Below are 13,055 nucleotides of genomic sequence, written 5' to 3' on the forward strand. Positions count from 1 at the left end.
GCGAGGGCAGACAGGGCAAGTGGACGGAGTGACGACTGCGCGCAGGCAGGCAGGGCAAGTGGACAGAGCGACGATTGCGCGCGGGCAGACAGGGCAAGTGGACAGAGCGACGACTGCGCGCAGGCAGGCAGGGCAAGTGGGCGAAGCGACGATTGCGCGCGGGCAGACAGGGAAAGTGGAAGGAGTGACGATTGCACGCAGGCAGTGGATGAGAAAGCGGGCAAGGCTGAGATCAGACGCTGCGGGGCAAGTCTGAGCCTGGATGAGCCAAGACTCTGGTCCGCCGAGGATCCCTATCTCTACCATCTTCAGATCCGTCTTTTGGATTCCAACGGGCAGCTGCTGGAACTGATTGAGGAGCCGGTGGGCTTTCGCCGATTTGAGCTCAGAGAAGGGATCATGTGCCTCAATGGGAAGCGAATCGTCTTTAAGGGGGTCAACCGGCATGAGTTCAGCTCCGTCAGGGGAAGGGCAGTCTCGAAAGAGGACATATGGAATGATCTGCTGATCATGAAGCGCAACAATATCAATGCGGTTCGAACCAGCCACTATCCCAATCAGTCGGTCTTCTATCGCTATTGTGACCGGCTGGGTCTCTATGTGATCGACGAGACCAATCTGGAGACGCACGGGGTCTGGGAGTCCATCATAATTGGGGCCAACGACCTGTCGGCCGCGATTCCCGGAGACCGGCCTGAGGCCTATGCCATGGTGATGGACCGGGCCAGGTCTATGTACGAGAGGGATAAGAACCATGCCAGTATCCTGATCTGGTCCTGCGGGAATGAGTCTCTCGGCGGTTCGGTTTTCTATGAGATGAGTCAGCATTTTCGGCGCTGGGATCCTTCCCGCCTGGTTCATTACGAGGGAGTGACCCATGACAGCCGCTATCCGGACACGACAGACATCTATTCAACCATGTATTACTCTGTGGATCAGATCCGGCAGACCTTAAAGGAGACAGATAAGCCCTACATCAGCTGTGAGTATGCCCACGCCATGGGCAACTCCTGCGGAGCGATGCATAGGTACACGGATCTGACGGATACAGAGCCCCGCTATCAGGGAGGCTTTATCTGGGACTTCGCAGATCAGTCCATTACGACTAAGAATCGCTTTGGCGAGGACTATGAGGCCTATGGCGGCGACTTCGGCGATCGCCCCTGCGATTACTCCTTCTCCGGCAACGGCATTGTCTACGGGGGAGAGGGGCATGAGGTCTCCCCCAAGATGCAGGAGGTCAAGTATAACTACAGCAGTATCCGGCTGACCTTTTGTGACAGACAGGTTACCATCTGCAATGACAACCTCTTCACAGATCTCTCTGCGTACGAGTCTGTCGCCGTGCTCAAGAGGGAGGGTAAGCTGATTGCGCAAATGCCCCTGCAGCTGTCTCTGGCTCCTCTGTCAGAGAAGACCATCGAGCTTCCGATTCCGATTCCTCAGGAAGAGGGAGAGTATGTGGAGGAGATTTCTTTCCGGCTCAGGGAGGACAGAGCCTGGGCCAAAGCAGGACACGAGGTTGCCTATGGACAGGGAGTCTATGGGGCATTTGACAGCAGCGTCCTGCTGGCGAAGAGGGCATATGCACCAAAAGACAGCTGCGTGTCAGGAGATGGCAGTGAGATAAAAAGTGGCTGTGAACTGGAAAACGGCGAAGCCCTGCCTGACAAAGCTGTAGCGAAAAATCAAGAAGAAAATGCGGATGAAAAAAAACGACCACAGGGCAGACAGCGTCTGGTTGGAGATGGAAAGAGCAAGCTTCGTGTCGCCAGGGGCTGGATGAATACCGGCGTTTACGGAGAGGATTTCTCCGTCCTCTTCTCCGGGCGCTTCGGGGGAATAGTTTCCTATTGCTACAGGGATAAAATGCTCTTTTGCGATATTCCCCGCCCTAATTTCTGGCGCCCCATGACAGAGAATGATCTGGGGAATATGCAGCCCCTCCGGTCAGGCCAGTGGAAGATCGCCAGCAGCTTTTCCTCTATGATGAAGGAACACGGCAGGGCGGCTGACTACTATCGATTTGAGGAGCTGGAGGATTCTGTCAGAGTGACCTACACGTATCACCTGGCCACAAGCCCGAGCCGGGACTGCTTTTTGAGCTACCGGGTTTATTCAGACGGCAGCGTGGCTTGCCATTTGGAGGTGGAGCCGACAGCGGAGATCGGTCAGCTGCCGGAGTTTGGCCTGCTCTTTACCATGGAAGCCGATTATGAGAAACTGCGCTGGTATGGAAGAGGCCCCCAGGAGACCTATGCGGACCGTCCGCATGGGAAGCTTGATCTCTTCTCCAATCGGGTGGCGGACAACATGGCCAGCTATCTGCGTCCCTCTGAGTGCGGCAACAAGATTGACGTCCGCTGGGCTGAGTGTATGGATACAGAGGGGCATGGCGTTCTTTTTGCGATGGCTGACAGTCCCTTCCATTTCTCAGCTCTGCCCTATTCTCCGGATATGATCGACTGTGCCCAGCACGCCTATGAGCTACCCCGGGTGGATAAGACCTGGATTCGGATTTCCAGAGCCCAGATGGGGGTAGGCGGCGATGACAGCTGGGGCGCTCTTGTACATCCGGAATACTGCATCGACAACAGCAGGAAGCTGGAGTTTAATTTTATCTTCCGGGGAATTTGAGGGGACAGGGATCCGGGGAGATGAGCAGCTGCTCTTGACGGCTAGATTTTGCGCCTGGCAGGGATTGAATTATAGGAAAAAATCCAATACGATAGAGGAGGTCTTATGAGAGGCCTCTTAAGGGCGGCCGTGGCGGAATTGGCAGACGCGCAAGATTTAGGTTCTTGTATCTTTCCGATGTATGGGTTCAAGTCCCATCGGCCGTATATTTTATGACATCAACGAAAGCAGTCACCTGTCTTGCAGATGCTCATCGAGAGCGAAGGCAAGCGCGGGTGGCTGTTTTTGTGGCGATGGCTATAGAATTGATACCTGTTCAAGCAGGCAATATCCAGAATTGCGTCAAATTAACACACAATTCATGCGACACATAACATATGAGGACAAAGAGGTCAATATAGGAATATGATGTATTAAAAGAAAAAACGAATACAATATCTAGTGCTTTTTTGTGATACTTGTACATAGACAAGAAATCGGCAAGCCCCTATAATGATTCTCGTACGACAAATTGATTATGATATTGATACAGTTTTTGGACGAAAACGGGGAGGAAGAAATGTACGACGAGAGTCTGGATGGAAACATGGATGAGAGCAATCACATGGTCTATGTGATGAAGCGCTCCGGGGAGCGCGTGCCCTTTGATCTGGACAAGATCATCAAGGCGATTCAGAAAGCCAATAACGAGGAGGGAATTGTCTCTGAGCGGCTGACTGAGGGCGAGATTGCAGGTATGGCTTACGGCATTATGAAGGATGCCGAGAATACCGGTCGCGACCTGTCAGTTGAGGAGATCCAGGATAAGGTGGAAGACGCCCTCATGGGAAGCGGCAAGCACAAGGTGGCCCGTCTCTATATCACCTATCGCTACAAGCATAACGAGATGCGCAAGATGAGCGCAATCGATCAGAAGATCGCCGGTGTTGTCGAGCGGGAGAATGAGGAGGTCAAGCAGGAGAACTCCAACAAGAACCCGACCGTTCTGTCTGTCCAGCGTGACTATATGGCCGGGGAGTGGTCCCGCTACTACACCAACCGCTATCTGCTTCCGGAAGATATTGTGGCGGCCCATAAGAACGGGATCATTCATTTTCACGATGCCGATTATTTCGCCCAGCATATGCACAACTGCTGTCTGGTGAACCTGGATGATATGCTGCAGAACGGGACCTGCATTTCCGGCACCCATATCGACACGCCCCACAGCTTCGCGACGGCCTGCACGGTCGCTTCGCAGATCGTGGCCCAGGTGGCATCCAGCCAGTATGGCGGACAGACCATCACTATGTCTCACCTGGCGCCCTTTGTCGATGTCAGCCGCAGGAAGATTCGAAACCGTCTGAGTGAGGAACTGGCAGAGGCCGGTGTTGAGATCTCTGAGGATAAGTTCAACGAGCTGGTGGAGAAAGAGGTTCGCAAGGAGGTTGAGTCCGGCTGCCAGACCATCCAGTACCAGCTGATTACCCTCCAGTCCACCAACGGTCAGGCTCCCTTCGTCACAGTCTTCATGTACCTGCATGAAGTACCTGAAGGCCGTCAGCGTGATGACTTGGCTATGGTCATTGAGGTGATGCTCCGCCAGAGAATCCAGGGAATCAAGGACCGCAGAGGCAACTATATTACGCCGGCATTTCCCAAGCTCATCTATGTCCTGCAGGACGACAATGTGGAGGAGGGCAGCAAGTACTTCTATGTGACCAGGCTGGCTGCGGAGTGCACCGCTAAGCGCATGGTGCCCGATTATATCTCCGAGAAGAAGATGCTTGAGTACAAGGGAGATGTCTATCCCTGCATGGGCTGCCGGAGTTTTTTGACACCGGACCGCTTTACGGATGCCGGGGTTGGCAATATCGGCAAGGCCGGCAATTACGATGAGAAGAAGCACAAGTACTATGGACGCTTCAATCAGGGAGTTGTCACCATCAATCTGGTCGATGCAGCCTGCTCCTCTGGAGGAGACGAAGAGCTCTTCTGGAAGATCATGGAGGATCGGCTGGATCTCTGCCACAGGGCCATGCGGCTTCGCCATGAGCGTCTTCTGGGAACGCCATCGGATGTGGCGCCCATTCTCTGGCAGGACGGCGCCCTGGCCCGTCTGGAGCCCGGGGAGACCATTGACAAGCTTCTCTATGACGGTTATTCCACCATGTCTTTGGGCTATGCGGGACTGGCGGAGTGCGTCTTCTATATGAGGCATGTCTCTCATACTTCTGACGCCGGAAAAGAGTTTGGCCTGGCCGTCATGCAGATGCTCAACGACAAGTGCAACGAGTGGAAGAAGATCGAGAACATTGACTACTCTGTTTACGGGACGCCTCTGGAGTCCACTACCTACAAGTTCGCCAGGTGCCTGCAGAAGCGCTTCGGCAAGATTCCTCATGTCACGGATAAGAACTATATCACCAACTCTTATCATGTCCATGTGGCAGAGGAGATCAATGCCTTCGACAAGCTGTCCAAGGAGGCCGAATTCCAGGTACTGTCTCCGGGCGGGGCCATCAGCTATGTCGAAGTCCCGGATATGCAGTCCAATATCCCTGCCGTGCTGGCAGTCATGAAGCACATTTACAATACGATTGTCTATGCGGAGCTCAATACCAAGAGCGATATGTGCGAGGTCTGCGGATTCGACGGGGAGATTCAGATTGTCAGGGATGAGACAGGCAAGCTGATCTGGAGATGTCCCAACTGCGGAAATACCGATCAGGCTCTGATGCATGTGGCCAGAAGGACCTGCGGCTATATCGGCACCCAGTTCTGGAACCAGGGAAGGACAGCCGAGATCGCGGACCGGGTGCTGCATCTGTAAGGGAAGGATGTGCATAGCTGATATGCCACAGGGATGATGCAGAGGAAAAGTTAGGAACGGTCTTTTCTTCAGGAGGCCGGACAGACAAAGGAATTATAAATGACAAAGAGGGATATGCCGGTCAGAGATGGCAGGATATCCCTCTTTTTATTTTATAAATATGGAATGCTCGCGTAACGAGCATTCCATATTTGATTTCTGTATAAAGAGGAAAACCAGCATATCTAGATAAAAGCGAAAGAGTATGTTTCATAAATCGTAGTTCGTAGTTTGCAAAAAACATTTTTTATATGTTTGTGAAAAATACATTTTTTATATTACTTTACAAAAAAACAAATAGATGCTATTTTAAAGAAAAAGCAATATACAAATCATCATAGATGTATAAATAGGGAAGGCGATCGGTCTTTGTTGTGGAGGGACTTTGTAGAAAGGAGGTATGAGAAGAACTAGAAGAGGAAATTAGTCAACAACAAAATGGTAACTTTTGGAGTTTATGAACTGATTTCTAAAGTCATGGAGGTCAAGTTATGATGAAAAAACTTTGTAAGTTATGCCTGGTATTGTTTTTGATGATTCCGATTTTTGCTTGTATTCCGGTTCAAGCAGAAAATTATAAATTTGCAGGAAATGAGAAAACATTTTTGTTTGCTGTTCCAGGAGGAGGATGGGCAAGTGCAACGATCAGGATTCGTTACACCGAATATCATCGGAAATGGGGGAGAGATACGCAGTTTTACAGTCGCGAGCGTAGTATTTTATTTAGAAGAGCATATGCGACCTCAGCGCCATATAGTAGAGATGGGGTGGTCAGACATTCTAATGGAAGAACTTTTCTTGTATGGTCACAGCAACAGGCCATGTATGGCTCGCCATGGCAATTTTGCTCATGCTATAAAAATACGGATAAGGTTTTACTAGACAGGAAAACAAATGTTAAAGGACTGATGAACGCGTCGGTTCATTGTAATGGAAGTATTGTTCCCATTAGAACAATAAGCACAACAATGTCACTGTGGACACATTGAAGGAGGGAGGGGAGAAGATCATGAAGTGTAAGAAGTATATCTTGCCAGGAATTCTGATTGGATGTTTGCTTTTTGGAGGCATTGTTATTGCGAGTCGTGATGATTTTTTCTCTGTTGCAAAGGTAGGGGATTTTGCGAAGACACTTCGTCGAAATATCGAAGAAGGAGACACAGGAGAGATCCTCCTGAGAGGAGAACACGTGTCTGTTCAAAGGGATCAATATGAGCAGAGCAGGAAATTCTATTTAGCGACAGGTCTGGGAGAGAAAGAGGCAAGCGAGAGTGCTCTGGTCTACTGTAAGGAGTTCAACAGTCTCTACCATGAGGCGATCCGAAAGAACTACGATGTGTCTGATGGTGAGCTGGAGAAATATATTGATGAAATGAGAGAAAACTTTCATTCGGCAAATGTTTCGCCGGAGTCCGTACAGATTTATAGGGCGATTCTGAAGCAGTTCGACAGTGAAGACCAGTATTGGGAGTATCAAAAGAAGGTGTATCAGAAGCAGCTTCCAATCGAGAAGATGAATCGGGATCTGGAGGAGGAATTCTATCAGAAAAATCCGCAGGCTTCTTCCGAAGACTGGGAGAAAGAATTCCAGAAAATAAAAGATGAGCTTGTCCTCAAAGAGAATTTTCATAACTGACCGGGCAGCAACGAACCCGGGAGACCCAAAACCATAGCATAAAAGGGGAGGATATTCAGCCTGTCAATGGCTGAATATCCTCCCCTTTTCCATTCCATTCACGCTCATGGAAGACTCGAAATACGCGGGAAGCATGAATTCATTGTTGTGGTTTATGGGACTGTGTTGCGGTTCATGGGGCTATGGGCCGTAATGAAGGAGCCGCTCACATATGTCCGTCCCGGTGCATGGAGAACTTGTCCATGGGATAGTGTTTCAGATTTTCCAAAACCTTGCGGTCGTCCGCCTTGTGCAAAAGGGCGGCCCGGGCCTTGTTGATCTCCATCTCCGTCTTGTGCTTGGAGGGGCCGCCCACACAGCCGCCGGGGCAGACCATCCCCTCGACGAAATCGGCGTCCAGCTTGCCCACCTTGAGCAGGGTCAGAGCCTTGCGGCACTCGTCACCGCCGGCGCAGCGCATAAGCTTAATGTCGTCAGTGTCCTCGCCCCGCTCCTTCATGCACTCAATAACAGCGTTGGCAACGCCGCCGGAGCTGGCGAAGCGCTTGCCCCAGATCGAGGCCTCCTGATAGGGATCGTCAACCGGCTTGGGTTCTACTCCCTTGGAGCGGAGCAGGGCGCGGAATTCTCCATAGGAAATGACCCAATCGGCGGTATCGGGAACGGAGGTATCCTGTGACTCCGCTTTCTTGGCGATGCAGGGTCCGATGAAGACCGTCACACAGCCGGGATGGGTGGCCTTGAGATAGCGGCTGACAGCAGTCATGGGGGAGACCGTCGAGGACATATTCTCCTTGTACTGGTCGGGGAAGTGCTTTTGCAGCATGCGGATAAATGCCGGGCAGCAGGAGGTAGTCATCTTGCGGCCCTCCTTGCGGGCCTCAGACCATTCCAGAGCCTCATAGGCAGCTGTCATGTCGCCGCCAAGGCCGACCTCAACCATGTCGGAGAAGCCGATTTCCTTCAGAGCATTGCGAAGAGAAGCCATGGTAATTTCCTCGCCGAACTGCCCCTCGGTGGCGGGTGCGCACATGGCGATTACTTCCTTGCCTGCCTTAATGGCCTTGATGATCTGGACCAGATAGGTCTTGGAACCGATGGCGCCGAAGGGACAGGAGTGGATGCAGTGACCGCAGGAGACGCATTTCTCCTCATCGATCTTGCAGAATCCGTACTCGTCGAAGGTGATGGCTCCGACCGGACAGGCCCTCTTGCAGGGACGGGTCAGGTGAACAATGGCCTCATAAGGGCAGTTCTTAGCGCACTGCCCGCACTCCTTGCACTTGGCCGGGTCGATGTGCATGCGCAGGTCTCCCTCGCTGATCGCTCCGAACTTACAGGAATTGATACAGGCCTTGCCCAGGCAGAAGCGGCAGTTGTCCGTGACGGTATAGGTCTGCATGGCGCAGTCGTCGCAGGCCGGGTCAATGACCTGAATGATATTGTTGCTCTCGCGGTTGGGAGAGGGGCAGAGGCCCTTGGCCAGGCGGATGCGCTCCCGGACAATCTCTCTCTCCTTGTAGACGCAGCAGCGGTATTTGGCCTTGGGACCGGGGCTGATCTCATAGGTCACCTTCTCCTCGTTCTCCGGAGTTAATTGATCAGCCCAGGCCAGTCTGGCGATTTCCTCCATAATATGGTGCTTGAGCGAGTTGATATTCTGATCGTTCTTAACCATAAGTCTCCTCCCATAAAATCTAAACCTAACTGCATTATAGCATAGGAGTCTCGATGAAATGAGATATACGTGTATCTTTGCATATGCATCTGATAAAAAAATAACAGAATATCCCGCGGATGAAAGCATTTGCGGCATGTCGAAATCCTATGGGCAATCCAAGGGCAGGTTGACCGGGGCTCTGTGAGAGTGATACGATTCTAAGGTTCATTTGGCAGCGAACGAATCATGAAGAAGCGATCGGTTGCGGATCATTATCATCAATGGATCGTCTGATTTATGACCGACAGGTCCTGGGCAGAGCCACATGCTTTGGACAGGGATTTATGGGAGAAAATATGGGATTTCTGTTTGTCGTTCAGAGCGCGGCTCTGGGTGTAGGCCTGGCTATGGATGCCTTTTCGGTCTCCATGGCCAATGGTCTGGCCTGCCCGCACATGAGCCGGGGCAGTATGGGAAAGATTGCGGGGACATTTGCCTTCTTTCAGTTTCTTATGCCTATGCTGGGCTGGCTTGCAGTGCACATGCTTGTCCGGTATTTCGAGGCTTTTGAGAAGGCGATTCCCTGGATTACTCTCTTTCTTCTGGGCTATATCGGCATTAAGATGATCTGGGAGGGAATTCATAGGCAGGAGGATCAGGAAGCAGAGGAGCTGTCAGGGATCAGTCTGGCCATGCAGGGAATTGCCACATCCATAGATGCCCTCTCGACCGGTTTCGCCTTCGCTTCCTTCAGCTTGGTCAAGTCCCTCGCGGCATCCCTGATCATTGCTCTGGTGACCTTCCTGATCTGCGCGGCTGGAGTCTTGATCGGCAGGAGATTTGGAATGAAACTGGCGGATAAGGCAGCTGTTTTCGGCGGCCTGGTACTGGTTGTGATCGGACTGCTGATTTTCCTCGATGTTTTCTGACGCAGTTCGTCGGATGGATTCTGTCAGTCAATGCAGTCTGTCTGTCAAAGAATCACAGATGCTCGGAGGATCCTCTGTCAGACGCGCGGAGGAACCTTCGCTCAGGAAGAGATGATCGTCAGATACAGGAGAGGAGGATACGGGAGATCTGTTTGACCATCACGGAATAGCTTCATGTGCGGGCAGGGCAATCTCCACCAGATCAGGGAAATATTCCCGCAGCAGATTTGCTCTGTGGGCGGTGAAAATGACTGCTCTGCCGGATCGCATATTCGAAATATAGTGCAGGACTTTCTGCGCATTCTTCTGATCCAGCCCGGTCAGGGGCTCGTCGAAGAGGAGGACAGGGGCGGCCGAGATGCAGGCTCGGGCAATCGCCACCCGTCTTTGCATGCCGCCGGAGAAATCACAGACGGGGATCTCCGGGTGGAAATCCTCACAGTCGAAGAGAGGAGCCAGGAGACGGGCGGCGGCCGGTCGGCTGATGCGCGCGGGATCAAGCAGGCGGAGATTATCTTCTGCGGAGAAGTCTAAGACAAGACGATTCTCCTGAAAGACAATGCCGGCGTGTCCGGCTTTTTTTAATATAGCCATAAGGAGGCTGGTCTTGCCGGAACCGGAGGGTCCGGTCAGAACATAGGTCCTGCCCGGGAGAAAGGAATAGGAGAAATCTTCCAGGATAGTCAGATCTTCATAGCCGATGCGAATATGATCCAGACAGAGGGGATAGAGATTAACTGCGCCGGACGGGATCTTGCGGGAGGGGGGATCGAATGAGGGAAAAGGACTTGCATGCATTTTCCTTTGCTTCGGTAGGATGATTGCCCGGAGCAAGGCAATCCAGCCCTTTTCCAGGAGCCAGGAGAGGAGAATGATGACGGCGGTCCAGGCCAGAAGCTGACCGGTCTCCAGGTAGATCTTGGACCGATAGAGGGCATTGCCCAGGGAGAGAGATGTCTGGCTGATGACTTCGGCGGCAACGCCGGACTTGATCCCCATGCCGATGGCTAAGGAGAAGGCGGAAAGCAGAGCGGGGAGACTTTCGGGCAGAAGAATGTAGCGCAGTCGGCTGAAGCGGGGAAGACGAAAAGCCGCAGCCATTTCCTGCATCTGCGGATCCAGAGCATCCAGAGCCTGCAGGCTGTTGATATAGAGAATAGGGAAGGTCACTAAGAGACTGATGACCAGGGCGATATTGTCACTTCCGAACCAGATCAGAAGGAGAATGACGAAGGCAGCTACAGGCACAGCCTTGATCATAGTGACAAAAGGGGAGAGGAAGTCTCGAACCAGATGACTTCGCCAGGAAGCGAAGGAAGCCGACAGGCCCAGCAGGCTGCCGAGAAAGATTCCCCCCGCGATTCGCAGGAGAGAGAATAAGACGCTTTTGGTGAATATGGGGTTTGCAGACAGGCGAACCAGTTCCCTTCCGGCAGAAAGAGGACCGACCAGAAGGATCTCATTGTGAATCATCAGGCTTGCCGCCTGCCAGAGGAGAAGCCAGATAAAGATATAGATTGCCTTGCGCAGGATAGAATGTTTTTTCATGGGTCTATTTTATGATGAGAATTCCGGATTTTTCAAATGCTTCATGACAGTACAAGGAAAACTCTTTGCCGCCCTAAAAAGCGGACGCGATTTTAAGGTAGATTTAAGCCCTCCCCGCTATAACATAGCTAGTTACAGAGAGGAGGGCCTTATGACAACTTCCGCAAGAGCGTTCATTGTAATTGCCGTGATCTGTATGCTGGGATCCCTGATCCTCACGTCCCTGTAGATGACGGAATGAAGAGCAGGAAGCCAGGGAACAGAACATGGAAATGTGAACCGGATCTGCGCCTGCCGGCATCAGTAAGCCAGATAGTAGAAGTCATCCGCGGGCAGGCTGCCGCCGACAGACTGGGGATTGGCGTCGTGGAGAACCTTGAGATAGCCGGAGAGAGAAGTCTTCATCTCCTGGCCGACGACGGATTCAATGCTGCAGTGGGGGATGGCATTGGCAGCGATGGTGGGATTCTCAATGATTCCGTAATCGCTGACCAGCTTGGCGGAGTCGGGATCATTGTTGACGGACTCAACAGCAGCGGAGTGCTCCTCCATGAAGGTCTTGACAGCGTCGGCGTGATCTTTGAGGAAGTCCTTTCGAACAATGGTAACACCGGTCACAAGGGAGGAGTCAGAGACCTGGCTCCAGGAGGTGCCCAGAGAAAATGCCGTTGAAAGGGACTTATTCTTGGTCTCGGCAACCGTGACGAAAGGCTGGGGGAGAACAGCGATGGCATTGGAATCCTGAGCCAGGACGGCTGCAACCTCGGTGGCCTCGGACTTGAATTCCAGTTTGGCATCCCTGACGTCATTTTTCTCCAAAAGATACTTGAGAACATACTCAGGAGAAGCGCCCTGGCCGGTGGTATAGACGGTCTTGCCGGCCAGATCTTTGATGGACTTGACGGACTTGTCGCCGGTCACACAGTAGAGGACATTGCCGGTGTTGATGTCAATGACATTGACGCCGCCCTTGGTCTTGTTGTAGAGGGTGGCAGCCAGATTGGCGGGGACCAGAGCGATATCTAAATCGCCGGAGGCTACCTTGGAGACAATATCGGTCGGCTGTGAGGCCAGGGTGAAGGTATAGGATCCCTTGGAGTGATTGTTCTCCGTGTTATGGAACATGTCAACCAGACCCATGGAGGTGGGGCCAAGCAGAGAACCGACGCGGGTGGAACCGCTGCCAATGGTCTTGATGGCGCCGGAGGACTGTTTGGCATCTTTAGAAGCATCCTGTTTGTCCTTCTGATCGGTCTGCTGGTTCTGGCTGTTTGCCTTTTGGTCCGCGGCCTGATCCGCCTTTTTGGCGCCGCAGCCGGTCAGGGCGGTGACAGCGACAGCGGTCGATAGGAGTAATGTCAGTAGTTTCTTTTTCATTTGCTTTCCTTCCCTTCTTCATCCAGATCACCAAAGGCAACAGAATTGTCCAGATCCAGATTCTGCTCTAAGATATCGCTGGCGGTTTCCAGGGCATCCAGGCAGTGGTCAATCCAGTCGGGAGCACCGTCCAGGGCTCCATTATAGGCAATCTCAATTCCGAGTTCATTGACCTCAGACATCATGCGAAGGATATTTGCGTTGATTCTGCCGGCGTGCTCGATTGCTTTTTGCTTATCCTGTGCCATGGGACGATCTCCTTTCGCAAAACAGCAGTTTTATTATAGCAGAAATAAAGCGATGTGAAACAGTGCGCAGGCAATTGATCGAGAGTACGGCCATCCATCAAACAGGGATGCGCGTTTTTCGGTTTTCTCTTCCCCCAGCCATAGCGAGCCGTAGTAAAATAGAATCAGT

General features: G+C 52.2%; 10 protein-coding genes and 1 tRNA gene. 7 read left to right on the forward strand and 4 right to left on the reverse strand.

The genetic code is table 11. The features are described from left to right. From HMPREF1508_RS08730 to HMPREF1508_RS08750, 5 genes are all read left to right on the forward strand, one after another. Positions 1-2,637, forward strand: a 2,637-nt coding sequence (locus HMPREF1508_RS08730) for a glycoside hydrolase family 2 TIM barrel-domain containing protein (protein ID WP_049906962.1), incomplete at its 5' end; no start/stop codon positions are given. Between the two features lie 123 nt (positions 2,638-2,760). Beyond that, positions 2,761-2,843 (forward strand) — tRNA-Leu (locus tag HMPREF1508_RS08735). A 353-nt stretch (positions 2,844-3,196) separates the two neighbouring features. Beyond that, positions 3,197-5,449: an anaerobic ribonucleoside-triphosphate reductase gene (nrdD, locus tag HMPREF1508_RS08740; protein WP_198015634.1), complete on the forward strand. Its 2,253-nt coding sequence runs from the start codon at positions 3,197-3,199 to the stop codon at positions 5,447-5,449. A 530-nt stretch (positions 5,450-5,979) separates the two neighbouring features. Further along, a complete protein-coding gene (locus HMPREF1508_RS10270; RefSeq protein ID WP_156923217.1) occupies positions 5,980-6,477 on the forward strand; it encodes a hypothetical protein in 498 nt (165 codons plus the stop codon). A gap of 200 nt (positions 6,478-6,677) precedes the next feature. Beyond that, a complete protein-coding gene (locus tag HMPREF1508_RS08750; protein ID WP_156923218.1) occupies positions 6,678-7,124 on the forward strand; it encodes a hypothetical protein in 447 nt (148 codons plus the stop codon). A 205-nt stretch (positions 7,125-7,329) separates the two neighbouring features. Here HMPREF1508_RS08750 and HMPREF1508_RS08755 read toward each other — a convergent pair whose 3' ends face one another. Next, a complete protein-coding gene (locus HMPREF1508_RS08755; protein WP_006905160.1) occupies positions 7,330-8,802 on the reverse strand; it encodes a 4Fe-4S dicluster domain-containing protein in 1,473 nt (490 codons plus the stop codon). Positions 8,803-9,065: 263 nt separating this feature from the next. Here HMPREF1508_RS08755 and HMPREF1508_RS08760 point away from each other — a divergent pair, with 263 nt between their 5' ends. Next, positions 9,066-9,713 carry a manganese efflux pump MntP gene (locus HMPREF1508_RS08760; protein WP_330365330.1) on the forward strand — a complete coding sequence of 216 codons (648 nt, stop codon included), beginning with the start codon at positions 9,066-9,068 and terminating at the stop codon, positions 9,711-9,713. Between the two features lie 159 nt (positions 9,714-9,872). On the opposite strand, the gene HMPREF1508_RS09740 is transcribed toward HMPREF1508_RS08760, so the two are convergent. Further along, the gene (locus HMPREF1508_RS09740; RefSeq protein WP_049906953.1) at positions 9,873-11,261 is read right to left on the reverse strand and encodes an ATP-binding cassette domain-containing protein; all 1,389 of its coding nucleotides are present in this window, start codon (positions 11,259-11,261) and stop codon (positions 9,873-9,875) included. Between the two features lie 43 nt (positions 11,262-11,304). Here HMPREF1508_RS09740 and HMPREF1508_RS10440 point away from each other — a divergent pair, with 43 nt between their 5' ends. Beyond that, positions 11,305-11,490, forward strand: coding sequence for a hypothetical protein (locus HMPREF1508_RS10440; RefSeq protein ID WP_198015635.1), 186 nt, complete (start codon positions 11,305-11,307; stop codon positions 11,488-11,490). 71 nt (positions 11,491-11,561) lie between these two features. Here the strand turns inward: HMPREF1508_RS10440 and HMPREF1508_RS08775 are convergent, their stop codons facing one another. Both HMPREF1508_RS08775 and HMPREF1508_RS08780 read right to left on the reverse strand, forming a co-directional pair. Next, positions 11,562-12,638: an ABC transporter substrate-binding protein gene (locus tag HMPREF1508_RS08775; RefSeq protein ID WP_044961260.1), complete on the reverse strand. Its 1,077-nt coding sequence runs from the start codon at positions 12,636-12,638 to the stop codon at positions 11,562-11,564. Next, a complete protein-coding gene (locus HMPREF1508_RS08780) occupies positions 12,635-12,886 on the reverse strand; it encodes a hypothetical protein (RefSeq protein ID WP_006905156.1) in 252 nt (83 codons plus the stop codon). The genes HMPREF1508_RS08775 and HMPREF1508_RS08780 overlap by 4 nt, the downstream gene beginning before the upstream one ends. Between the last annotated feature and the right edge of the window lie 169 nt (positions 12,887-13,055).

Origin of the sequence: Shuttleworthella sp. MSX8B (assembly GCF_000524295.1) — a bacterium.
Classification (GTDB): Bacteria; Bacillota; Clostridia; order Lachnospirales; family Lachnospiraceae; genus Shuttleworthia; species Shuttleworthia satelles.